The organism is Turneriella parva DSM 21527 (genome assembly GCF_000266885.1).
GTDB lineage: Bacteria > Spirochaetota > Leptospiria > Turneriellales > Turneriellaceae > Turneriella > Turneriella parva.
In genome coordinates this window covers 1637599-1660322 of sequence record NC_018020.1, presented here as the reverse complement: position 1 = coordinate 1660322, position 22724 = coordinate 1637599, and the positions used below count along the sequence as shown (strand labels likewise).

The 22724-nt window shown below is 54.3% G+C and carries 22 protein-coding genes; 12 read left to right on the top strand and 10 right to left on the bottom strand.

Translation table 11 applies throughout. The features are described 5' to 3' along the window. Nucleotides 1–4 precede the first annotated feature (4 nt). Complete coding sequence (locus TURPA_RS08080) at nt 5–1201, top strand: hypothetical protein (RefSeq protein ID WP_014802809.1); 1197 nt, start codon at nt 5–7, stop codon at nt 1199–1201. On the opposite strand, the gene TURPA_RS23385 is transcribed toward TURPA_RS08080, so the two are convergent. Beyond that, on the bottom strand, nt 1198–1458 hold the full coding sequence (locus TURPA_RS23385; protein ID WP_157210444.1) for an SH3 domain-containing protein: 261 nt from the start codon (nt 1456–1458) through the stop codon (nt 1198–1200). The genes TURPA_RS08080 and TURPA_RS23385 overlap by 4 nt on opposite strands. Before the next feature lie 257 nt (nt 1459–1715). On the opposite strand from TURPA_RS23385, the gene TURPA_RS08070 reads away from it, so the two are divergent. The 9 genes from TURPA_RS08070 (at nt 1716) to tpx (ending at nt 11184) form a co-directional block, all read left to right on the top strand. Then, nucleotides 1716–1952, top strand: coding sequence for a hypothetical protein (locus TURPA_RS08070; protein WP_041948398.1), 237 nt, complete (start codon nt 1716–1718; stop codon nt 1950–1952). A 10-nt stretch (nt 1953–1962) separates the two neighbouring features. Beyond that, nucleotides 1963–2547: a hypothetical protein gene (locus TURPA_RS08065; protein WP_014802806.1), complete on the top strand. Its 585-nt coding sequence runs from the start codon at nt 1963–1965 to the stop codon at nt 2545–2547. Further along, nucleotides 2544–3551 (top strand): ankyrin repeat domain-containing protein, encoded by a 1008-nt coding sequence (locus TURPA_RS08060; RefSeq protein ID WP_014802805.1) that lies wholly within the window; start codon nt 2544–2546, stop codon nt 3549–3551. Before TURPA_RS08065 ends, TURPA_RS08060 begins: the two co-directional genes overlap by 4 nt. Before the next feature lie 98 nt (nt 3552–3649). After that, nucleotides 3650–5710, top strand: coding sequence for an acyltransferase family protein (locus TURPA_RS08055; RefSeq protein ID WP_014802804.1), 2061 nt, complete (start codon nt 3650–3652; stop codon nt 5708–5710). Between the two features lie 120 nt (nt 5711–5830). Further along, nucleotides 5831–6691 carry an HDOD domain-containing protein gene (locus TURPA_RS08050; protein ID WP_014802803.1) on the top strand — a complete coding sequence of 287 codons (861 nt, stop codon included), beginning with the start codon at nt 5831–5833 and terminating at the stop codon, nt 6689–6691. Next, complete coding sequence (locus TURPA_RS08045; protein WP_014802802.1) at nt 6688–8466, top strand: adenylate/guanylate cyclase domain-containing protein; 1779 nt, start codon at nt 6688–6690, stop codon at nt 8464–8466. Before TURPA_RS08050 ends, TURPA_RS08045 begins: the two co-directional genes overlap by 4 nt. Before the next feature lie 318 nt (nt 8467–8784). Further along, nucleotides 8785–9612: an acyl-CoA desaturase gene (locus TURPA_RS08040; RefSeq protein ID WP_014802801.1), complete on the top strand. Its 828-nt coding sequence runs from the start codon at nt 8785–8787 to the stop codon at nt 9610–9612. A 42-nt stretch (nt 9613–9654) separates the two neighbouring features. After that, entirely contained in the window at nt 9655–10407 is a 753-nt protein-coding gene (locus TURPA_RS08035) for a TetR/AcrR family transcriptional regulator (RefSeq protein WP_014802800.1), read from the top strand. A gap of 270 nt (nt 10408–10677) precedes the next feature. Continuing rightward, nucleotides 10678–11184, top strand: a complete 507-nt coding sequence (gene tpx, locus TURPA_RS08030; RefSeq protein WP_014802799.1) for a thiol peroxidase — start codon at nt 10678–10680, stop codon at nt 11182–11184. 21 nt (nt 11185–11205) lie between these two features. Here tpx and TURPA_RS08025 read toward each other — a convergent pair whose 3' ends face one another. The 8 genes from TURPA_RS08025 to TURPA_RS24325 all read right to left on the bottom strand — a co-directional run bounded on the left by TURPA_RS08025 (nt 11206) and on the right by TURPA_RS24325 (nt 19447). Further along, on the bottom strand, nt 11206–12108 hold the full coding sequence (locus TURPA_RS08025; protein ID WP_157210443.1) for a class I SAM-dependent methyltransferase: 903 nt from the start codon (nt 12106–12108) through the stop codon (nt 11206–11208). A 105-nt stretch (nt 12109–12213) separates the two neighbouring features. Beyond that, nucleotides 12214–12558: a hypothetical protein gene (locus TURPA_RS08020; RefSeq protein WP_014802797.1), complete on the bottom strand. Its 345-nt coding sequence runs from the start codon at nt 12556–12558 to the stop codon at nt 12214–12216. Further along, nucleotides 12555–13352, bottom strand: coding sequence for a hypothetical protein (locus tag TURPA_RS08015; RefSeq protein ID WP_014802796.1), 798 nt, complete (start codon nt 13350–13352; stop codon nt 12555–12557). Before TURPA_RS08015 ends, TURPA_RS08020 begins: the two co-directional genes overlap by 4 nt. 5 nt (nt 13353–13357) lie before the next feature. Next, on the bottom strand, nt 13358–13717 hold the full coding sequence (locus TURPA_RS08010) for a DUF2237 family protein (protein WP_014802795.1): 360 nt from the start codon (nt 13715–13717) through the stop codon (nt 13358–13360). Between the two features lie 38 nt (nt 13718–13755). Continuing rightward, nucleotides 13756–14934 carry an NHL repeat-containing protein gene (locus TURPA_RS08005; RefSeq protein WP_014802794.1) on the bottom strand — a complete coding sequence of 393 codons (1179 nt, stop codon included), beginning with the start codon at nt 14932–14934 and terminating at the stop codon, nt 13756–13758. 106 nt (nt 14935–15040) lie between these two features. Further along, a complete protein-coding gene (locus TURPA_RS08000) occupies nt 15041–18667 on the bottom strand; it encodes a putative Ig domain-containing protein (protein WP_014802793.1) in 3627 nt (1208 codons plus the stop codon). Between the two features lie 46 nt (nt 18668–18713). Continuing rightward, nucleotides 18714–19265 (bottom strand): 2'-5' RNA ligase family protein, encoded by a 552-nt coding sequence (locus tag TURPA_RS07995; RefSeq protein WP_014802792.1) that lies wholly within the window; start codon nt 19263–19265, stop codon nt 18714–18716. A 5-nt stretch (nt 19266–19270) separates the two neighbouring features. Continuing rightward, the gene (locus tag TURPA_RS24325) at nt 19271–19447 is read right to left on the bottom strand and encodes a zinc ribbon domain-containing protein (RefSeq protein ID WP_217157640.1); all 177 of its coding nucleotides are present in this window, start codon (nt 19445–19447) and stop codon (nt 19271–19273) included. A 203-nt stretch (nt 19448–19650) separates the two neighbouring features. Here TURPA_RS24325 and gcvT point away from each other — a divergent pair, with 203 nt between their 5' ends. Then, nucleotides 19651–20721 carry a glycine cleavage system aminomethyltransferase GcvT gene (gcvT, locus tag TURPA_RS07990; RefSeq protein ID WP_014802790.1) on the top strand — a complete coding sequence of 357 codons (1071 nt, stop codon included), beginning with the start codon at nt 19651–19653 and terminating at the stop codon, nt 20719–20721. 38 nt (nt 20722–20759) lie between these two features. Next, nucleotides 20760–21617 carry a hypothetical protein gene (locus TURPA_RS07985; RefSeq protein WP_014802789.1) on the top strand — a complete coding sequence of 286 codons (858 nt, stop codon included), beginning with the start codon at nt 20760–20762 and terminating at the stop codon, nt 21615–21617. On the opposite strand, the gene TURPA_RS07980 is transcribed toward TURPA_RS07985, so the two are convergent. Beyond that, nucleotides 21609–22724 carry an RNA polymerase sigma factor gene (locus TURPA_RS07980; protein WP_014802788.1) on the bottom strand — a complete coding sequence of 372 codons (1116 nt, stop codon included), beginning with the start codon at nt 22722–22724 and terminating at the stop codon, nt 21609–21611. The genes TURPA_RS07985 and TURPA_RS07980 overlap by 9 nt on opposite strands.

The window sequence follows — 22724 nt, the reverse complement described above, 5'->3', positions numbered from 1 at the left end:
GCAGATGAAGAACGTCTTATTCGCTGCGCTCGCCTTTTCGGCTGCAGTTTCGGCCGCATTCGCAAAGAACCATGGCGGAGTGAACCTGAATGCACAGTGTGCCCGGCAGGCGCCGGGCTCACGCGCGGTTATCGTCGACGAGGCGAACAAAGTCACCAAACAGAACAGTGCGCCGAATCGCGCTTATAACTGGCGCTGCCAGCTCAGAGACGGCTCGCTGCAATCGCTGAACCTGAACGCCGCCTGCGCGGCGCAGCATGGTGTGACTGCAAAGGCAGAAGTGTTCGACAAGAACGATGCCTATTCATGGAAATGTATTTCACCATACCCGGCGCCCCCGACTATTGCAGCTGGTACTTTAATCGACTACAAGAATTATAAAGGCCAGACCGAGAAGCTCTATGCTTATCCCGGTAGCCGTTCTGTGGTACTGCTGCCCAGTACACTTTCGCCAGCCGATGCGCCTCAGGTAATTCGCCTCATCGACGGCTGCTCGGCTGTCTTTGCCGACATGTCGGTGCGGGGCTGGCCACGCCATACGCTGCCGCAGTTTCCCGGCAAGTCGAGTGTCGCTGTCGTCAAGGCAACCTGTGGTGCCGGCTGTGGCGCGGGTGGCAGGGCCGAAATACAGATTAACGAGTTTAGCGAAGCACAGAAACGCATGGGTGCAGTGACAAATGTTCTCACGTGGCAGGTAGGTTATTATGAATTGGGGCGCGGCGGTTCAAACCACAAGAACCCCGGGTTTGCTTTTTTTCCCGCACTGGACCCGAGCGCGGGGCATGACGTGGTCGCCTCGGCGTTTCCCGAATTTGCGATGAGTGTCTGTGTCGATCGCCTCGGCGTAACGCCGGCTGCTTACGAGCAGAGCCACAAGACGGTGGGTTATCCCCATGGGCCGGGAGTCGTTGAGTTTGGCCGGCGCTTTCGCGCAAGCAAATTCACCTTCACCGAGGCGTATGAAAAAGACCGCAATGGCTTTTATCGAGGCTGGGCGCTCAGCAGCCTGCTATTCGACCTCTACCTGAAGTTCGGTTATGATCGCATGAAAATCTTTATGTCAAATCTCGCCGCGATAGCACAAGTATCGGGCCAGATCAGAACGCATGCGGCCGCGAGCAAGAACCTGCTCGAGGCGGCAAAGCGCACCGGCGGTGAGGCAATGGTTTCGTATCTGCGCGAGAATTGGCGTGTAAACTAGTACCGAACAGCGCGGCGGCCCTTCAGCCGATAGCGATGCTCTTCGCCAACTTCGCGCAAGAAACCGCCGAACACCCACCCGGTTTTGCCGCGATACGAGACTTTATACCATTTACCTTCGACGCCGCGGGCGATGTCGTCTGGCCCAAAACGATCAATCACCTGCACGGTAGCACCGTAAGGTATCGCCCGAATGAAATTGCTTTTGCGACCTGGCGCAACGCGCAGCGCCAGTTCACCGAGCACGGCGACCTGCATTGGGCCCGCCTCGGGCATCGCACGAGCGACCGGTTCGGGCGCTGGTGCCTCTATAACCGGTGGCGGGGGTGTTGGTTCAACCGCCTTTGGCGGTGCGGATTTACAGCTTACAGAAAAGCAGAAGCCGAAACCTATCGCAAGTAACCCAACGCACCACCATCGCATCAGCGTGAGTTGCCCGTAAAGCGCTCACGTCAATAGCTTTCGTGTGGTGTAACAATGTTGACAGCGCGACTGCAATCATGTGGTGCTCGGCCATGTCATCTGAACAGGTAGCCGCACTCAATAAAATCGTCGCGATGATCGACCAAAAGGCAGCCGAATTCAAGAACGAATATATGCGCTGGCCTGAGTCAAAGCGCTTTGCGAACCGCAAGCTCGTGCTCGACCTGATCGACGACGCAAACACTTTAGGCCACGCAGTAAAACCGGTACCCACCGATCTGCTCGAAGACCTCAAACGATTGGGCGAACAGCTGCAACGCCTGCGCTGAAGAGCATCAAATGAACTGGGCGGCGATGCGCCATCTGCCTCCTTATTACATGCACTACCCGGCGCCCGGCCAGCTCGAGATTTGGGTAAAGCCCCGTTATTGGTTCGCGCTGACCATAACGTTTATCGTGCTACCGCAGACGATACTTTACCTCTGGTCGCACAGCGCTTACACAGCCTTGGTCGAATTTATGTTATCCCCTTTCGGTGAAGATCTAGCACGAGCCAAAGCCCGTGACGCCCAGATACTCTTTCCGTTTTTTCTGGGATTGACGGCCGTATTCGTCATAGCCGCACACCAACTGTACAAACGCCACGGCCTCATAGAAGTGACGCGCCACGGTGTGCGCCTGGTCGAAAATCCTCATTTTGGGCCCAAAGGTGAAGTTTTCATACCGCATGCAGAAATTGCTGAACTGACTGACGAGGTGTTTTACGTGCGCTTCGAAGCAGCCGGGACCAGATTGATTCTGCGAAAGCCGAGCGGTGTGCAGTTTGAGCTAATCAAAATCTGGGGGCGTGATCGTGAGAACAGTAACGACTACCTCGCGCTGGCGAAAGAGATTCGCAGTGTACTCGGGGCGGTAGGCGCGTGATCAAATTCTTCGCGGGTTTTGGCCTGCTCATTGCGTTTGCTGTCGTCGTCACAGGAATCGCCACACTGCTAAACGGCCTCTTCAGCTTGGGCATTGCAATCGAAGGCACCATGGCGCCGGCAGATGCCCGTGCTGGTTTCATTTTAATTTGTATCGGATTGAGTCTGGCTCTTCTATGCGTGCCCGCATTCGAAGGCCCGCTGCAGCGGCGGCTCAGCACGCAGAAGCTGCTGTTAGTCCCTTATCTGGCGATGATATTGGCTCTCGCTGTGTTGCCGATTTTCTTTGCCTATCGGGCAGATGCCCCGCTGATGGCGGCGCAGCAGGCCTTGTCGCGTGGCGACGCTGCGTTTTTCAAGAACGGCGCAGCCTGGCAAGGGCTTACCGTCACCGAACGCGAGAGACTATTTTCGCAGAGCCTTCGTCTTAAAAATGTCACGATCGCGAAGTTGCTCGCGGCAGATTTACAGAACTTAACAGGCGAACCCGATTCACCGAATGCTTTTCTCGCAGCGTACACGGCGAATGCCGAGATTTTCGAACTTCTCATAGAGCGCGGCGCAGACCTGTCATACCGCGAGCCGCTCACCGGCACGGGCCTTATGCACCAGATTGTCTCGGGCGCAGGCAAACCCGAAGACCAGCTGCGCTGTCTTGAGATACTCAGTAAACGCCAGATGCTCGACGTGAACGCTGTGGCAGATTTTGGCACGACGCCGCTGATGATCGCGGCTGAGCGCGGCAATGCGATGATCGTGAAATTTCTCTTAACGCATGGTGCCGATGTGAATCTCAAAGATAAAGTCGCATCGACCGCGTTGCATAAAACTTGTGACAAAACGATTGTGTACCCCGACACGGCAGAGACGGCACGGCTTGTAGTCGCAAAACTATTGATTCGCGCCGGGGCCGACTCCAGAGAAAAAAACCAGCTGGGGCAAGACTGTGCGTCACTGGCGGCGAGTTCTGGCTTTATGAAGCTGGCGGCAGAACTCGGTCGGTAAAAGATCACAAAGTAGTTCTGTAAATTTCAGTCTTGGCGCAGCATCTGCCATTTTGCAAGCTGCCCGCCAATGTCTGCTGATCAAGAGAGATTTTTCGCATGAGCAAGCAACTCGTCACGTACCGCGGCGACCTTCAGGGTGTGCGTGCCATCGCGGTCATTGCGGTGCTACTGTTTCATGTCTGGCCGTCGGTTTTTCGCGGCGGCTTCGTCGGGGTCGATGTATTTTTTGTGATATCGGGTTTTCTGATCACGAGCCTCTTGGTCGCCGAAATTGATCTGAAGGGAAAAGTCGACCTAATGCAATTCTGGGCAAGACGCATGATGCGCCTCTTGCCCGCAGCGACGGTCGTGCTGCTTGCGGCGCTCGCGGGTGCGTTGGTATTCTTGCCGCGTACCGAGTTCGTGAATTCGGCAAAACACGTACTGGCCTCTGCGCTCTATTTTGAGAACTGGGCGCTCGTCGCGCAGTCGGTAGATTACTGGGCGACGGGCCAGTCGCCTTCGCCGGTGCAGCATTACTGGTCACTCTCGATCGAAGAGCAGTTTTATTTTGTCTGGCCGCCCGTGATCGCTCTGACAGCATTTCTGAGCGGGCTCGGCTGGTTCGGTTTTCGCAAGGCCGCAACATGGTTACTTGCGGCCATCTTGCTCATTTCGCTCGCGCTCTCCATTTTGCCCGGACTCGATGCCGGCAGCACGTATTTCAAAACCACGACCCGCGCCTGGGAGCTGGCGCTTGGGGCATTGATCGCGGTCTGCTGGTCGAAGTTAGCTTTCGCGCAATGGGTGCGCAGTCTTCTGGGCTGGCTGGGGCTCACTCTTGTTGTGCTTTCCATTCTCTTTATCAATGAGCAGATGCGCTTTCCGGGTTGGGTGGCGCTCGTGCCGACCCTCGGCGCGGCGCTGCTGCTCGTGGCCGGTGATACACCGTGGTCGCCTTATCGACTGCTTGCTGCAAAACCCGTCGCGTATGTCGGCGACATCTCTTACGCGCTCTATCTGTGGCACTGGCCGATTGTTATTTTCGCGCGCCCTCTCGGCGAAGACGCGGGTAAAGCGGCGAATCCATTTCTGATTATCGGCCTGACGTTCGCGCTGGCGCTTGTGACGAAATATCTCGTCGAAGACCCGTTTCGTTACGGTCGCTTCAGTTTTCACCTGCGCTCGAGCACGCGTGCTCGCGGTATTCTGAAAGCTTTCGGCGCTGCTCTGGCGATGATTACTGTCACCGCAGGGCTCGCCGCCGCATTAGAGGTGCGGCAACTTCGCATCAACGACGAGCTCTTGCAGCAGAATTTTGCATCCGCCATTAAAGACCCCAACTACCCCGGCGCGGCAGCGCTCGACGCGCGTTGGCCCGCAAAAGTGCCGCCCGATATGCCGCTGCGGCCAAACCCGCAGATCGCAGAGACCGACATGCGCTACCGCTACCGCGACTGCATGAACATGGGCAAGGTGTGCGAGTTTGGCAACCCGCAGGGTAAAACTACCGTCGTGCTCGCGGGCGACTCGCATGCGATGCACTATGCACCCGCGCTCGAAACGATTGCGAAAAAGCACAACTGGAAACTTCTCGTGATGGTGAAGGTTGCGTGCCCGCTCGGTGACTTCGGCCTCTACAGCGAAGGCAAGTACCGCGGCGACTGCGACCTGTGGCGTGGCAAAATGACGAAGTGGATGCAAGACGCGAGACCCGATTTTATCGTGACCTCGGGTGGCCTGCAGGGGGTTTATGGCGGTTTGCCGCCGCTCGAAAAGCAGATCGAGGGTTACCGCCGCCTGTGGCAGTCGCTGAAAGGCGAGAAAGGCCGGCTCATCGTCATTCGCGACAACCCGCTGATTAAGCTGAACCCCGGCAAATGGCTCGAGGTACCGCCCTGCCTCTCATGGCACCCGAAAAACCCCGAGCGCTGCAACAAACCGCGCGAACTGACACTCGACAGCATGAAAGACGCAATGCTGCTCGCGGCAAAAGAACAGCCGCGCACCGGCACGATCGACCTGACTCAGTGGCTGTGTACGAAAGACACTTGCCCGGCGGTGATTGGCAATGTCGTCGTCTACCGCGATGCCCACCATTTGACTGAGACGTATATGAACACGCTGACGCCTTATATTGAGGCTGAGCTGCTGAGGGTGATGGCATCTCTCCATTAACCCGCTAAACAATAAACACCTGTATAGTTTTGCTTGACCGGGCGGGGTTACCGAACGACGTAGGTTTCGGCAAATTTACGACAAAAAAACAAATAGGTAAATTTGCAGGGGAACTGCAAGATGAAACTGACCGATATCGACTTCAAAACGCTGAAACTGCCGGTGCACCCACAGGCGCTCGCAGCCATTTTGCAGCTCGACGACCATACCGAGATGAATTTTAAAGAGCTCGATAGCCTCATCAGGGTCGACCAGGCGATCAGCGCCGGCATTCTGAAGCTCGCTAACTCTTCGTTCTATTCGCGCGGCAACAAAATCACCTCGCTGCAGAACGCGATCACGCTCTTGGGCTTCAAACTCATTCGCTCGATGGTTGTGTTGCTGACTACGAAGTCATTATTTGAAGAGGGCAAATACGAAAAGTTTCGCGTGCATGTCTACCGCCACTCCGTTGTCACGGCAATCGTAGCGAAAGGCGTCGCGGCGAGCATCGGCATGCCACACCTGCAAGAAGAGGCATTCGTTGCGGGCCTCTTGCACGACATCGGTAAAGTGATTCTGAACGTCTGCGACCGCACGAAGTTTATCGAGACTCTGAATCTGGTGATAGAGAAAGGTATCCCTGCAACCGAAGCTGAAATGCAAGTCTTCGGCATCACGCATGCCGAAGTGGGCAAGGCTGCCGCTGAAACCTGGCGGCTACCCGAAATATTAGTGAGGATTATCTCTGGCCATGAAGACCGCCGCTACAAAAAGCCCGACACCGACAGCGAGAAACTGGCGCTCATAGTGCAATATGCAGACCTGGTTGCGAAAAAGGCCGGCTACGGTGTCTACACGGCCCGTGTCGATCAGGAGTGTTCGGCCATCGCCACCGAGCTGGGGCTCACACCGGTTTTGCGCGACGCGAACGAAAAAGACCAGAAGGCCAGACTCGATGCCGACCCGTTCTTCAAGTTTTGCACGGGCATGGTAGCATGAGCAAAGCCATTACAGTCGCCGAACTCGACCCGCTCGCGCACCGCAACAAGGTTTTCAGAGTGCAGCTGTTCGATCTGTTCTCTTCTGAAGAGAAGCAGGTGCGTGACGCGATTTACAAGATCACCGACGCGTACGGCGGCCGCAAGCTCGCACCCGTCGTATACACCATGGTGCGCGAACTCGCAGTCAATGCACTCAAGGCTGTTTATAAAAAGATATTTTACGAACGCGTGATCGAAGAGCTCGGCATACCCGAAGTCAGCTACACCGAGTGGCTCGATCTCTTTAAAGCCGAAATCGACGCGCACCGCGCCGAGAATTTCTCGCGCATCGCACGCGAAGAGGGTGTCGGTATTTCAGTGTATTTGAAATTCAACGAAGATGCGCTCTCGATCAAGATTGTCAACCAGGGCAAGCCCAGCGAACTTGAATACGAGCGCATACAGAACGCTATAGAAAAAAGCCGTCAGGTTGCGAACATGCGCGCGCTGATGGAAGAACAAGATGTGCGCGATTCACACTCAGAGGGCGCCGGCATGGGAATTCCCATGTGTATCATGACGCTGAAGGGATTGCACATTTCACCCGACAACTTTCGTATCGAATTGAAATCGCGGGCGACGGTCGCGTCGCTTGAATTACCGTGGCAGAACCTGTTGCCGCCTTCGGCAAAAAAAGAAACTTCGATTCTGGCCCCCGAGGCTTTTTCGCGGGCAGGCTCTGATCTGATTGAAAAACTTGATTTCGCGATTCTTTGTTTCGACAGGTTTGAGAATCTAACCGAAGTCTCAGAGAGTTTTCTCGAAAAGCTGAAAATACCCAAAGAGCGCGTGGGCGAGGTGAAGGCGGTGATTCCGCAGCGGTTCTTTCGCGACATTTTTCGCGGTGTGCACAACATTCGCGTCGTGCAGCAATTCGAAAATTACCGCATTCGCCTGACGCTGCCGGGCGATGAAAAGCCTACTGAAGTACTCTATCACGTCAACGGCTACCTCGACGAAGACGGCACGCTGCGCACGATGTGGCAGCCCGTGGTGTTGCACGACATCAAGACACGACTCAGCGAAGGCAGTATTCTCGACAGCCTCAGAATTCAGAATATTATCAAACGCTATATACCCCAGAACGTGATGCGCAAGGCTGTCGAAATGACCGCTGCGGGCCGCGAAGAGCTGCCAAACGAAGTTGTGAACGCCACCGTACTCTTTGCCGATATTGTCGGCTTCACCCGGCTTTCAGAAAATATGCACCCGCTGGCGGTGATCGAAATGCTGAATCTGGCACTGGGCATGGTCGCAAACGCGCTGGTGCGCCATGGCGGCACGATCGACAAGTACATGGGCGATGCGGTCTTTGCGCTCTTCGACGACCCGCTGAAGGCTGTCGCGGCCGCCGTCGAGATTCAGAATCTTTACCTTGAGCTGAATGCAATGCGTGAAATCAGAGACCAGCCCCCGATTGAAATGCGCATCGGCATTCATAGCGGTAAAGTCATCATGGGCAACGTCGGCAGTGCAGAACGCCTCGACTGGACGGCGATCGGCGACGTGGTCAACACCGCCTCGCGCATCGAACAGAACTCAGCCGGCGGCCAGGTTCTGATCAGCGATTCAACCTATGCCATGATTCACGACCGGGTCGAATGGCAGCGCGAGATGCAGATCAGCGTCAAGGGCAAGGTCGAGCAGCTCAAGGTCTATTTTGTCAAATCGGTCAGTTTTCAACTGCGCGAAAAGACGCAGAAATTGCAGATTCCCGAACCATTGGCAGGTTAGGGAATATCTAAAAGTCGCGAACCGCGCAGCACATGCGCGGCGCTCAGGCGTAAACCGGCCTGCATAGGCCGTTTCGCGTGTATTTGCTGCAGGCAAATGCAGCGTTTTCGCCTGAGCGGCGAATTTTAGATATCCCCCAGAGAGAATCTGGCTTTACGTAATGAACAGCGTTAGATATCTGGTCATGCAATAACTAACGCCGTTAGATTCATATTTAACAGCGTTAAAAAATTTGCAACCTGAAGAGGCCCGAGGGCATCAAAGGGTGTAGAAATTGGGGGTTTTCGAAGAAAACCCCTTAGGAAAAAGGAGACAAGAATGGAAACAATCCTCATATTTTTCGCGGCGCATTGGTTCGCATCGGCTTTTGCGCAGACCTTCTTTCTGCACCGCTACGCTTCTCACAGCATGTTCACCATGAACAAAGGCTGGGAGAAATTCTGGCACCTGTTCACGATTATTGCACAGGGCCCTTCTTACCTGAACCCGCGCGGTTATGCGATTCTGCACCGCATGCACCACCAGTTCAGCGACACTGAAAAAGACCCGCACAGTCCGCACCATGCGAAGAACTTCTTCGACATGATGCTGAAAACGAAACACACCTACGACGACTACGCGTATGGCAGGGTGCAGGCATCAGCTGCATTTGTCGAAAACACACCGTCATGGCCGATTGTCGACAACCTTGGCCAATCGTGGGTTTTCCGCATTGGCGCTGGCGCGCTCTATGCATTCTTTTATATGGCGTATGTTCCCGAAGGCATGTGGTATCTGTACCTGCTGCTGCCGATGCACTGGTTAATGGGGCCGATTCACGGCGCAATCGTGAACTGGGGTGGGCATATGTACGGCTATGTGAATTTCCATAAAACGAAGGATCAATCAAAGAACACGCTACCGATCGACTTCTTGATTGGCGGCGAGCTTTACCAGAACAACCACCATGCATTCGGCACTAATCCGAACTTTGCCAAACGCTGGTTTGAACTCGACACGACATATCAGATTATGCGAGTGCTAAATCTATTCCACATTATTCGCCTCAAACAACCGGCTACGGAGCCGGCCGGTGCCGGCAGCAGCAAGAAAAAATCTTCGCAAGCTGTCGCACAACACAGTTCGAGCCGCCCTGTAGCGGCCTAACCGATCATGGCCGCGCCTGCCTCAAGGGGAGATCTTGACCCCATGAAGATCACCCCTGTGCAGCGGGCGGCGCGCATCAAGAACCTGCGCGAAAAGCGCAAACTCGAAAGAGAACTCAAAGTTCGTGACCGCGCCCTGAGGCTGCGTGCAAAAAAATCATCGGGCGGCGGCGATAGCGCCGAAGCGACTGAGAAAAAGCACCAACGGCGCGCCCGCGGTTCGCTGAGCCGTGACGAAATCGTCAAGGCGGCCTTCGACATCATCAGAGTCGAAGGCGTTGAAGGCCTGAGCATGCGCCGCATCGCCGATAAGCTCGGGTGTTCGGTCGCAAGCCCTTATGCACACTTCGAGAATCAAGAAGAGATTCTGCGCATTCTCATCACCAATGGTGAAAAGATTCTTACTCAAGACCTGCGCAGAGCGCAGACGAGCGCAACCGATGTGTACGACCAGCTCGACGCAATTGCGCATGCCTACTGGAACTTCGCGAGTGAAAATCGCCATCTGCACAGGCTGATGTTCAGTGCGAGCGGCGGCAAGTTGTATCGCAAGTCTTTTCCCACTTTGCCCACTTCGTACCGGGTCTTTCTCGAAACGATTCGCCGCGGCATCAGCTCGGGCGCGATACCACACCCTCGTAAGAGCTACCCGGCGATAGCGAGCACGATGTGGGCCTGGATGTACGGGCTCATCGTTCTCGACCTGAACGAAATGGTGCGCCAACCGAAAGGCGCTGACCCGGTAAAAGAAGGCATTGAATATTTCAAGCGCATGCTCAGGGTACCGCTCGATTAAACTCGCGTAAAAGAGCCTTTGGCGCTAGGGGCTGCGCGGCGGGTCGCCATATTCGAAATTTTAAAGCTTTAGCAAAACGCCGAATTTCGGGAAAAGCGGGAGTAAGCCCGTTCATAGAGCGATTTGCGCTTCGAAAATCGCGGAACTTTTCCTGAAATTCGTCGTTTTGCGGCCTGCCGCGTAGGCCCGCTTTTCAAGCTAGGTTTAAATAGCAGAGAACACAATATTTTATTATATTTTGAACAGTCAAAACAGAGGAGATTTTAATCAATGGCAAATGTAACACTTCGTGGCAAAGAGATTCACACCGTCGGCACCCTGCCCCCAATCGGCAGCAATGTACCCGATTTTCGCCTCACCAAACAAGACCTGTCTGAAATTAAGCCGGCAGACCTTGCTGGCAAAAAGGTCATCTATAACATATTCCCCAGCATCGACACAGCGACCTGCGCGGCGTCTGTGCGCAAATTCAACGAGCAGGCGGCGGCGGTTGAGAACACCACCATCGTCTGCGTCTCTGCCGATCTGCCGTTCGCGCTCAAGCGCTTCTGCGGCGCAGAAGGTATAAACAATGTCGTCGCTGCATCTGATCTTCGCGACAAAAGCTTTGGCAAAGTCTGGGGGCTCACCTTTACCGATGGTCCCCTCGAAGGCCTGCTTTCCCGCGCAGTCGTTGTCACTGACACCAACGGAAAAGTCGTTTATACCGAGCAAGTTGCCGAAATTGGCAACGAACCCGATTACGACAAAGCCCTCGCCGCCGCGAAGGGCGCGTAATGACTTTTCAGGCATGGTGCGTCAGGCACCATGTCTGATTTCATAACAGGTGTGTATCCACTTGTTACGGAAATCTTCGGGTATCGTCTGCGCGCTGATATTCTTCACCAGCGCACCTTCGGCATTACCATCATAGCGCAGGCTGAATTTGCGAAAATTCGTCGAGAAATAGAGAACTCCCCCCGGCTTTAAAGCCCTGAGGCAGTCGCGCACGAGCTGCGGGCTGTCGCGCAATACATCAAAGTCGCGCTCTTGCCTGCGGCTCTTGGAGAAAACCGGCGCATCGCAAATGATAATGTCGTAGAAACCCGGCGAAGCTGTCGCCAGAAATTCGCGTGCATCGAGACGAAAATTATCATGGGGCACGGCGCTAAGTTTATTCAGGGCAAGATTCTCATCAACGATACTCAGATAGCGCGCCGACAAGTCGACACTGTGCACCAAGGCTGCACCACCCGCAGCCGCGTAGACGCTGAATGAACCGGTGTAACAAAAAAGATTCAGAACATTATTACCGGCTGCAGATTCGCGCACAACCGAACGTAGGTTGCGATGATCGAGAAAGAGGCCCGTGTCGAGCCAGTTGTCTGGGTAGATTTTGAACTTCAGACCCGCTTCATGAACCACGACCCCCACCCCTTCGGAAAGCTTCTCGTACTGCTCGCCTTCGGTTCGCCTGACTCTGGTTTTGAGATGCAGATTTTCTGGGCGGATTTCCCACGTGCTGCGAAATATTTCTGTGGCCTGCTTTTTCCAGTCGTGATAGTCACGGCGCGACTGAATCGCTTCGCTCGCCATCTCGGTGAGAATCATGTGGTCTTCGTAAAGATCTGCAATGAACGGATATTCAGGTATGTCTTTTTCGTAGAGGCGGTAGCAGCTGATACCACGGCGGCGCGCCCACTTGCCGAGGTGCTTTTTCATGCGGGCAAGGCGGTTGGCAAGATCTTGCATCTGCTAAAAGAGAGGCTCGGGAAAAATTACGGCCGATGCAGCGACAAATTCAAGTCTATGGACGAGTTGCCAAAACTAGGGACTTGCCGGTGCTGTGATAACGACCTCAAGTCGATCTGCCCCTGAGGTATCGCACTTGATTTTTTTCTGCGAGTCAGACCTTGCCGGCGCTGTCGTGGTAAAACGGCAATCGGCGACGGCTCCCGGCTTTTTCGAGCTGCTCGCCACGACGCGGCCTTCTAACTGAACGTCTGCTTCTGCGCTGTTAACGATCTTGAGACCAACTTTTTTCTTCGGCCCCGGTAGTGCCACGGCAGTCACTTCGACTGAACCCCGCTTAACGACCAGCGACTCGAGCGGCGCTTCTGCATAGCCTGCACCGATGATCAGCGCGAGCGTAGTTATCGTGAGTTTTTTCATTTCGGCTTCTCCAGCTTTTTTCCATTCCACTTTAATGACACTTTCTCTTTTTTTACGGATTTTGGTACTTCATGTTCGCCTGTTTCGCGCAGTAGAATCACCATATCTTTTTTGCCGCCTTTGTCAGTGGGAAAAACCTGCTTTTCTGTCGCATAATACGGTGCATCTGAACCGTCGAATGAGCTGTGTGCATGAATTAGCTTTTCCCCTGTCCAAAAGAGAAACATCGTATTGCCTTTGCCACCGCAATATTCTTGCAAGAACTCGACCGCGAAAATATGCTGAACACCTTCGAGGCCACGACCGTCTGTCAGCGTCACTGTTTGCTTCGATTTGAAATCCACACCTTCTTTTATTTCAAGCTTCGCCAGCTCTTTGCCGTCTTTGGCGACACGAAACTGCGAGGTGTACTCGGTACCGACTGACAGATCTTTCTGTTTGCGACCGGTGCCAAACATGAAGATGAGACCGTCTTTCGATTTGGCCGCACCTTTCGCGATCAGGTTACCCCAGATGAAACCGTCTTTGGGTTTGCCTGCCTGCTTGAACTGGACCCGGTACCAGGGGGCTTCGACACCGTCGATGGTGGTAGCGTTGTTCACCTGCTCGGTCGGTATAACTTCGGCGCCGATGGGCAGCTCAGCTGCCACAGCTGCATTGATATCAGCCTCGACGCGCACCCGGGCTTTATTGCCGATGACGTAATGGGGTTTGTTCAGTTCGAGGTATTGAATACCAGAATCGTCGGCGTAGACGTTTAGCGCCACGCTGATTAGAAGCAGATATTTTTTCATGCAGCCTACGCGACTGCGAATCTCTGCAACAGGTCAAGATCAATATGCTCGAGCACAGAGACATGTGTTGCCTCGAGCACGACACGCGGGGCCGCGTTGGCGTTATACGCCTCAATCCACCTGGGCATGCAAAGGCACCAGCGATCGCCTTCGACAAGCCCGGTGAATTCGTATTGTGGCACCGGAGTCGAAAGGTCGTTACCCACCGATTTACTGAATTCAAGAAAGGCGTCCGTCACCTGTACACAGACAGTGTGCATGCCATGGTCGTCGGCATTCGTGTTACAGCAGCCATCGCGAAAGAAACCGGTCAGCGGTTCAAGGCTGCAGGGCGCAAGTTCGGTGCCGAGTACGTTGAGAGCCATGCGGGAGTTATAGAGTATTATTAGTTGGGCGCAATTTACTAGTTTATTCTCCGAATCTTGTGATTCCAATACTCGCCAACAAAGAGTCGATACCCGTCAGTAGTGATTCCATGTGGATTGAAAAATCTAGCAGATGTGCCAACGCCCTCAGTATCTCCCGAGGTCGTTGCACCTTGTGCGGGGCCGGCGACAGTCGTTACCGCGCCCGTAGCAATGACTATTTTTCGGATCTTTTGATTGGACGTATCGGCCACGTATAAACTTGTACCATCAGTTGTGATGCCGAGGGGATTATTGAAACGAGCGGAATTTCCCGTTCCATCGGTATCACCGCTCGTGGTTGTGCCCTGCGCAGGGCCTGCTAGAGTAATTACCTCGCCCGTCGCAATTACAATTTTGCGTATTTTATGATTTGATGAATCACACAGGTATAAATTGACGCCATCGGTTGTCATAGCCCCGGGAAGCCCGAATCGTGCGGTATTGGCCGAACCATCTGTATCACCAGACCCAGTTACACCTTGGGCTGGCCCGGCAAGAGTGCTGACAATGCCAGATGCGATGACGATTTTTCTTACTTTCCGATTGAGCGAATCAGCGACAAATAAATTGGTGCCATCGGTCACGATACCCTGAGGGTTGTTGAAACGTGCATCATTCGCAGTACCATCTGTATCGCCGCTGGTTGTATCGCCAGCAGCTGGCCCCGCGAGAACTGTCACTGCGCGTGAGGCTATAACAATTTTGCGAATCTTGTTGTTTGAGTTATCGGCCACGTAGAGATTAGTGCCATCTGTCGTGATTGCTCGCATAGAGCTAAAGCGAGCTGCTTCGCCAATTCCGTCGACATCGCCCGAAAGGCTTGTTCCTGGTCCGGGGCCAGCGAGAGTCGAGACCACGCCAGAGGAAATTACCGTCTTTCGTATTTTGTGGCCAAAATAGTCTGTGGAATAGATATTTTGTCCGTCTGTTGTCACCCCTGTAACCGCATTAAATCTCGCGGCACTGCCGGTACCGTCTGTATCACCACTTGCGGCCGTACCTTGTGAAGGGCCAGCGAGCGTATCAACTGTAAGGCTCAATGTTAGAGCACAATTGCTGCTTCGGCCTGCTTGTCTGGTCGGAACGCACCCAGAGGAATTTGATGAAGCAGCACTTGCTTCATCGTTGCGACTGCAATTTAGAATAAAGAACAGTAACACGAGGGCATATTTCATGACCGGCGATGATGAGGCTGTGCCGTTGCGTAAAGCGTTTTACGATGCAATATCCCATCATCTGCAAGTCGTATCGTCACTAAACCGGAAACCCATCGCGCAAAGGCTATGGCCGCAAGGTGCCCGTACTTGTTTCAACAATCGCCAGTCGATTCGCTGCGGTGCCCCCGTTCACGGTGGTGAACAAACCACCCACAACAACGGCAGTGCCCACCTTCGTAATTGCAAGAACCGAGCCATTGAAATTCGGGTGCCAGGCATTGGCGGTGTTCCCTGTCAAACCAGTCGAGCCCATAAAATTGCGGGTGGTACCGATGAATGCGTCGGTAGCAGTATTAAATGCGCCTCCGACATAGAGTGTGCTCGCGGCATTGTCGACGAAAAGCGCACTGACAACATCGTTTGCGCCAGTAAACGAGCCGTTGGCGAAACCTATGGAGCCACCGGTACTCGCCGAGACGGCCCCAAAATTATAGAATGTGATGCCACACGTGCCGTTAAAGCTGCCACCAAAATAGACATTGCCGCCCGAGGCCGCAATGGTATTTACGGGGAGGTCCGCACCTGCCGTGCACCAGCCTGTATAGGCACCACCTGCCCCTGTTGAAGCGTCGACCGCCGCAAGATAGTTGCGGCTGTTGCCACCCACTGTGCCGCCGGTAAAGGCCCCTCCGATTATCGCGGTGGAGCCAGCAATGGCAATGGCGTTCACCGCACCTGGCGCAGTTGAACTGGGATTCCACGCGTTCGGTGCATTGACACCCGCAGTAAATGCTGCCAGCTTGTTGCGACTGACAGAACCGTCGACCAGCGTAAATGAGCCGCCTGCGTAAATTATTCCCGAATCGACCGCGAGGGCATTGACGGCTGCGTTGGGTGCCGGCGACCATGCAGACTTTGCACCGGTCACGATGTTGAAGGCGGCAAGGTTCTGTGACCCGCCCGAACCAGCGTTGGTAAACGAACCCCCGACGATGAGTTCATTGCCATTTATCGCCAAAGCATTCACCGCACCATTTGTACCGAAAGCAGGCGGGGTAAAGCCGCCATTCAAGGGAAAACCTGTGGCAAGATCGATCGCGACAAGATTATTGCGACCTAACGACCCTGTTACCTGAGAGAAACTGCCGCCGACAAACAATGTGTTACATGAAATTGCCAATGCACGCACGTCGGTGCCTGTCGTAATCGCAGTTTTCATCAAAGCCTGCTGCGTGGTAAAGCCATGCACCGCATCGTACGGCGTCGGTAAGGGTACACCGTATGCGCTTTGAACGGCAGTGAGAATGCGCACGCGTATCGGGTAGTTGCCTTCAACGCAAAAGGGATTTGAAGGTGTAAAGGTTGCGCTCGACTGTGTCGGGTAAGCCATCGTGCCGCCCAGGCAGCTGGCAAAATTGTCAGTCGATACCCAGACAGTGCCAGAGCATGCGCCGTTTGCGCCCTGCGCATTGATAAGACCGGTATTCATATTCTGGTTAAAGTTGATCGTGACAGGGCTCGTGACGGGCCAATTCGTTGCACCGTTCGTCGGCGTGACGCTCGTGATGCCCGGCGGCGGGTTAACCACAATCGCTTTGCTGGCGCCCAATGAGTTGGCTGCCCCGGGAGTGGCGAGCGTCAAGACTGCATTGTTGCCGACGGCATCTTGAATTGTGCCTCCCGCAAGCGCCGCAGTCGAAACATAGTCGAGATCACCCGTCGTATTGCCATTGGCGACGACGTAATCGAATGTGAGCGTATTTGTACCCGTTCCCGAAACATAGTTTACTGGTGTCGTTGCGGGGTTGCCCGTAGCCAGTGACAGAACCGGCGTACCCGTTACATTGACGGGCTCACTGAAGACGACCTGTATCGAAATCGTCGCGCCGCTATTGTAGGTGCCGTCGGTAGTCGAAGCGGTGACACCCGTCACGGTGGGCGCCGCTGAATCTACAGTGTATGTGCCTGCGGTGACAGCAGAATCTGCGTAGGTTAGCTTGCAGCCGATCGCCTTGAGAGTTTGACCACCTGCGACCGCTACTGGCCCACTGTAAGATGTGCCCGAGGTACAGATCAGTTTCGTCAGCGCATCGCAAGACGGGTCGACACCGTTGGTCGAATAGCAGATGGTCGGCGAAGCGGGTGAGGCGACGGTGATTGTCACGTTCTGCGAGCTGTTATATGTACCGGCAGGCGGTGTAAAAACTGGATTGCTCACCGTACCGACAGGTGTTGTCATTGCCGAGATTTCACCCGACACTGTACTCAGGTTGGTCGCCTGGTCACGCGACCTGATGACGAAATAATAAGTGGTGCCGCCTGTGAGGCCCGTGACGCTGAAGTTGGTGGCACCGGCTGCAGTCGTGTGCGTCGCGGTGAACGTACCGCAACCACCCGAGGTCGTTGCCCGGCAGATTTCGTAGACAATGTTGCCTGGCGGCGTCAGATCATCTGAAGCGGCAGACCAGGTGAGATCGATCTGCGTCATACTAACGGGCGATGCGTTAAAGGGCGCCGGGGTAGACGGAGCCACATAATCAAACGTATACGTGCCCGTTGTGACGGCAGAGTCTAAATACGTCGGCTTGCATCCGACTGCTTTAAAGGTTGAGGTCGCCGACACCGCAACTGCCACCGAATAGAGCGTGCCGCTTGAACAGGCGAGCTTGGTGCCATCGCAGGCCGGGTCGACGCCGTTCGTCGAATAACAGACAGTCGAACTCGCGGGGGCAGCGACCGTCGCACTCACGTTCTGCGTAATATTGTAAAGCCCAGGTGCTGGCGCCAGTACAGGATTACTCACCGAACCGGCGGGTGTAGTCATTGCCGAGGCTTCACCCGAAATCGCGCCAAGATTATTTGCCTCGTCGCGTGCACGAACCACAAAGTAATACACGGTGCCTGCACTCAGCCCGGCAGAGCTGAAGTTGACGGCGCCTGCGCCGGTCGTGTGCGTCACCGTGAAAGTGGTACATCCGCCTGAGGCTGTCGCCCGGCAGATTTCATAAATCAAATTACCCTGCGCAGAAAAGTTATCCGTTGCAGCTGTCCACGTGAGGTCAATCTGCGCACCGCTGATCGGTGTGGCATTCAGGGCTGTCGGTGCGGATGGCGGTGTTGTTTCTGCGGTAATCGCAATGTTGATGCCGGTGTTGGTGCTGCCAAATGCATTGGTTGCGGTAATCGTGTACGCAGTCGAAACCTGGGCAATCGTCGGTATGCCCGTGATCTCGCAGGTGCTGTTGTTGATCGAAAGCCCCGGAGGTAAAGGTGGTGCTGATGCACACGTCGTCACGCTGCCGGTGAAAGTCGGGGTGAGTGGTGCGATTGAATTGCCCTGCGTAAAGGCAAATGGACTGCCAGTGTACACAAGCGAGGCAGGTGGGTTCGCGTTAACCTCAATACTGATCGTCGTCGCAGTGGAGCCGGTCTTGTTTGATGCGGTAATCGTATAGCCTGTAGGTGGCTGTATAACCGTTGGCACTCCGCTCAGCACGCAGTCAGACTGGCCGAGCTGCAACCCTGCGGGCAACGCCGGCTCTGCGAGGCATGCGCTTACCGTGCCCGTAATCTGTGGCTTTGCAGCGGGCATTGCCGTGTTAACCGTTATGACGAATGGACTGCCAGAATAAGAGAACCCCGAGGGAGGCGCGGCCTGAAAATCACCAAAACCGCGGCAGCCAACAGCGGCGAGCTGCAGCATCACCGCAATCTTGAGCAGCAAGAATCGTTTGTGCTTCGCGGTGGTCATATTACCCAGCAAGACATGGGACGATAAAATAGTCTCGTTGACGACGCTATTTTCGCTGTAGCGCGAATTTCTGCGCGGTATCCCAACTTGCGCCGTTGTGTCTCATGAGACATAATTCAACCACGGGAAAACTGGCATGAAACTTTCGCCCTGCAAGGCCCCGCCAGATTGCGGCGTGCTGCTTCGGCGTCACATCGCGGTTTGCGATCGTCAGGTGAGGAGTATAACCGGGGTGCAAAGGCGGGGCATGTATAAAGCCCGCCGGGCCACGCATGAATTCTTGCAACTCATTGTGCAGTTCGAGCAATTCGAGCGAGGGCGCAACCTGTATGAATATTACATCGTCACGAAAATAGCCAAAATCTTTGAGCGTCAGCTGAAACTCTGTCTTCGTCGCGAAGAAATCAGCTAACGCATCTGTGAGTTTTGGCGCAACTTCGTCGGGCAGACGAAAGGGTGCTTCGACGGTGATGTGCGGCGGCAATCGCATCGCGCGGCGCGGGCCGAAAGTATCGGCAATTTCTTGCTGCACAGCACGCACCTTCGCCACGGCCTCGTCTGGCAGTAAAACAGCGACGAACCACAGCGTTTTTTCCATGACGGTTATTCGTCTGTTGTTCTCACGCGCACTGATTCGAGTTCATACTCAGCGCTCGAATAGCGAATGTGCAATGGGCGGCAGCAGACTTCGCAATCCTCAATATAATCTTGAGTCGTTGGCTCGGCGAAGGTCTCGAGAACGACAGAAATGGGCGCCCCACACGCCGGACAGTCAAACATGTGCTCGCTCTGAAAATCCACATGGGATGAGCCTTGTCGAATCATAGCTGGTATTTGCGTTTGCGGCAGGCCACATATGGCTGCAATAATTTAGCCCACGGGCTCTGCGCAGCAGGTCGTCAGAATTGAATATCTGCCGATCGGCCTCTCTATGCATATCGATTGCCACCGCGCGGCGCGGGTCATATTCGGTACTGCAAGTCATGAAAACCACACCGCTCTTCGACGAACACAAGGCATTGGGTGCCAAATTTACTGAATTCGCAGGGTACAATATGCCCGTATCTTACGGTGCGGTGAAAGATGAGGTCACAGCGGTACGCTCTGCCTGTGGCATGTTCGATGTTTCGCATATGTTGCCGATCTTTCTTCACGCTGCCGACAATGCGACACTCGTTGCTGCACTCGATCAGGTCTGTGTGCGCTCAACGGCAAAGCTGAAACCCGGCAAAGCGCAGTACAATGCGCTCTATAACGAAAAGGCCGGCCTCGTCGACGACATTACGCTTTCGTCGATCGCTGAAAACCACTTCGCTATGGTCGCAAATGCGGGCAATCGCGATGCGGTCGTTGCACACCTGAAGCAACATTGCGGCAGCACAATTAAAATCGAACCGTGGAGCGATTATACATTGATCGCCGTGCAGGGCCCCAAGGCAGCCGATTTTCTGGCGAAAAGGTTTTCATTTTTAGATGAGCTTTATTATTACGAGGTTAAACTCGCTGCGCCAAAACTCTTTATAGGCCGCATGGGCTACACGGGCGAAGACGGTTTCGAAATTGCCTGCAATGCGACCGACGGCGTGGCGCTGTGGCGCGAACTCGCAACAGCCGGCGTAAAGCCCTGCGGGCTTGCGGCGCGTGACGTGCTGCGCCTCGAAGCACTGATGCCGCTCTACGGCCACGAACTTTCAACTGACCTCAGACCACAAGAGTCGGGCATTGCATTTATCTATCAGGACCATGACTGCATCGCGCCACGCGAGCTGCGCGAAAAGCCGGCCGACCATACGACCTGTGGCTTTCACCTCACCGGTGAAGGCGTGCCGCGGCAGGGTTACAAAGTTGTCACGTCTGCGGGCGCTGTCGTCGGTGAAGTCACCAGCGGCACGTTTTCTTTCACGCAAAATTACGGCATGGGCATGATGAGGATTCAGACTGCGGCGAAATCTGGGCCGCTGTTCATCGATATCCGCGGTGACAAGAAGCCTGTGGCAATTCTCGAGAAATCGCCGCTGCAGAGCAGCGTGCGCAGAAGGCCCAAAAAGACCTGAGTAAAGGCCGGTAACTGCAGCCGAGGTTCATAACGCCGATGAATCCGCATGATCGCGCGCAGAACCTCATTCGTGAGTTTGTCGAGTACAACGAAAAATATGCCTCGCAGATTCCGCTCGCGATACCGAAAGGCACGCTGAAGACGATCGACCACTACCGCGACACATATTTTCAATACCTGAAAGATTCAGAATTTAAATCGAACATCTGCTACATGCTGCAGCTCGTCGAATACGAGCTGTGGCAATACAGGCTGTTTAAGCCACAGTTTTCGCTCGAGAGCGCATTATTCTTTCAACTGCTCGTTACCCAGGGTATTATCATTGAAGCAATCGTGTTCGCTCTGGTGGCCAACCCGCTTGTGGTTTCTGACCAGAGCGACAGGTCGAAAGGCAACACCGATGCGCAGCACGCGAACCTGCTGAACGTGATACGCAAACGCACCTTCGCCGCACACATTCAGCAGCTGCGCTCGATGCAGATTCTGAACGAGGCGCTGTGTACCGAACTCGACGTATTTCGCAATGAAATTCGCAATCTGGTGCACCTGCAAAACTGGGATGGCCGCCTCTACCGGCAGATACCGCTCGCAGACTATTCAATGCACCTTGCCGCGTTCGATGCGCTGCTGAAACAACTGAACTCAGAGGCCAAAGGCGATCATGATCTGAACGAACTTCTGGGTTATTACGCCCTTGACGGCCGGGAAATGCGCGGTACGGTAAAGTTCTTCAATCGCAACAGCGGCAAAGGCCAGATCGACTCGCGCGGCCCCCATGAATATATTCCCTTTTTCATCGACGCACGGCCAGAGCAGGCTCTGCCGCGCAGGGGTGACCAGGTTGTATTTACGTTAACGGTGACTGAACACGGAATTCGCGCCCGGTTAGTTTGAGGGTTGGTTGGTGAGCGACTGGCTCAGCCTTTCAATAATGCGGATTAGCTGCACCGACAGCACGCCCTGGGTGCTGTTCAGTAAATCGCCTAGGTCTTTGTAAGGCACCCGAATCGAAAGCAGGCTCTTTTTCTGATGCAGCAACAGATTCTGCTGCTTTTTTTTCTTTTTCATGAGACTTTGAATCATGTCGATGATTTGCGGCGGTATCGATGCAGAGTAGAATTCTTCGCTCCAGCTTTCGCGCCGTTTGTCTAAATCGGGGTTTTCTCTGAAAAAGTTTTCGACTTTGGTTTCAAGCACTGAGATGCCCTGAAAGTTGGCCGTTAGTTTTTCTTCGAGCTCGCGCACTTCGACAGATTTTTCGTGGGCAACTTTTTTCAGATCGGCAAGACGGAGTAAAATCTCATTCTCTGGCTTCTTCTGCAGTTCGCAGAGGTAATCGAGTTCTTCTTTATCGAGCTCAAAGTACCAGGCGTAAGCCAGCTTAAAGAGCACGCGGTGCGGTATCGTGAGCGAAATGAGCGAAGCGTTGAACTGCTCGAACAAGGCTTCTTCGAACAGGTTCTGGTCGCGCGTGTCAGAAACCGAATCGATCGCTTCAACCAGTTTGCCCGAGGCATCAGCTTTGAGGTAAGTGGTATAACGCACCTTATCTTTCTGCGAACGCAAGAAGTCGATCGTCAGGTTTCTTAAGACTGCATAGAACCAGGTGGTGAATTTTGCTTTCCCCTGAAAACTCGAGATCTTGCGCCCATCGCGCAGGTGTTCGAACGCATACAGATAAAACTCGCTCGCTTCGTCTTCATTGAACCGAAACATGCGCATGGGAAAGTTGTAGATGTCGTCTGAGAACGCCTCGAAGAAGGCTGCGAGCGCGTCGGGGTTTTGTTTTTGAATACCGGCGAGCAAACCTTCGACCTTTTGGTCGCGTGCGCTGCGCTGTTCGTGAAGATCAGAGTCTGCGCCGGGTAATGCCAACTCTACCGGTTTGGGCGTTGTGGCTGATGCGGCGGATGAATTCTTTTTCTCAGGCTTTCTGGCCGGCGTTTTGGCTGCAACCTTACGTACAGGTTTTACAGCTTTTTTGACGGCCTTTTTCTTCAT

Coding starts and splice junctions, on each gene's coding strand:
- TURPA_RS08080 (WP_014802809.1), top strand. CDS start 5: ATGAAGAACGTCTTATTCGCTGCGCTCGCCTTTTCGGCTGCAGTTTCG.
- TURPA_RS07980 (WP_014802788.1), bottom strand. CDS start 22,724: ATGAAGAAAAAGGCCGTCAAAAAAGCTGTAAAACCTGTACGTAAGGTT.
- TURPA_RS24325 (WP_217157640.1), bottom strand. CDS start 19,447: ATGTTTGACTGTCCGGCGTGTGGGGCGCCCATTTCTGTCGTTCTCGAG.
- TURPA_RS07995 (WP_014802792.1), bottom strand. CDS start 19,265: ATGGAAAAAACGCTGTGGTTCGTCGCTGTTTTACTGCCAGACGAGGCC.
- TURPA_RS08045 (WP_014802802.1), top strand. CDS start 6,688: ATGAGCAAAGCCATTACAGTCGCCGAACTCGACCCGCTCGCGCACCGC.
- TURPA_RS08000 (WP_014802793.1), bottom strand. CDS start 18,667: ATGACCACCGCGAAGCACAAACGATTCTTGCTGCTCAAGATTGCGGTG.
- TURPA_RS08035 (WP_014802800.1), top strand. CDS start 9,655: ATGAAGATCACCCCTGTGCAGCGGGCGGCGCGCATCAAGAACCTGCGC.
- TURPA_RS08055 (WP_014802804.1), top strand. CDS start 3,650: ATGAGCAAGCAACTCGTCACGTACCGCGGCGACCTTCAGGGTGTGCGT.
- TURPA_RS07985 (WP_014802789.1), top strand. CDS start 20,760: ATGAATCCGCATGATCGCGCGCAGAACCTCATTCGTGAGTTTGTCGAG.
- TURPA_RS08005 (WP_014802794.1), bottom strand. CDS start 14,934: ATGAAATATGCCCTCGTGTTACTGTTCTTTATTCTAAATTGCAGTCGC.
- TURPA_RS08040 (WP_014802801.1), top strand. CDS start 8,785: ATGGAAACAATCCTCATATTTTTCGCGGCGCATTGGTTCGCATCGGCT.
- TURPA_RS08010 (WP_014802795.1), bottom strand. CDS start 13,717: ATGGCTCTCAACGTACTCGGCACCGAACTTGCGCCCTGCAGCCTTGAA.
- TURPA_RS23385 (WP_157210444.1), bottom strand. CDS start 1,458: ATGCAGGTCGCCGTGCTCGGTGAACTGGCGCTGCGCGTTGCGCCAGGT.
- TURPA_RS08050 (WP_014802803.1), top strand. CDS start 5,831: ATGAAACTGACCGATATCGACTTCAAAACGCTGAAACTGCCGGTGCAC.
- TURPA_RS08065 (WP_014802806.1), top strand. CDS start 1,963: ATGAACTGGGCGGCGATGCGCCATCTGCCTCCTTATTACATGCACTAC.
- gcvT (WP_014802790.1), top strand. CDS start 19,651: ATGAAAACCACACCGCTCTTCGACGAACACAAGGCATTGGGTGCCAAA.
- tpx (WP_014802799.1), top strand. CDS start 10,678: ATGGCAAATGTAACACTTCGTGGCAAAGAGATTCACACCGTCGGCACC.
- TURPA_RS08020 (WP_014802797.1), bottom strand. CDS start 12,558: ATGAAAAAACTCACGATAACTACGCTCGCGCTGATCATCGGTGCAGGC.
- TURPA_RS08015 (WP_014802796.1), bottom strand. CDS start 13,352: ATGAAAAAATATCTGCTTCTAATCAGCGTGGCGCTAAACGTCTACGCC.
- TURPA_RS08025 (WP_157210443.1), bottom strand. CDS start 12,108: ATGAAAAAGCACCTCGGCAAGTGGGCGCGCCGCCGTGGTATCAGCTGC.
- TURPA_RS08070 (WP_041948398.1), top strand. CDS start 1,716: ATGTCATCTGAACAGGTAGCCGCACTCAATAAAATCGTCGCGATGATC.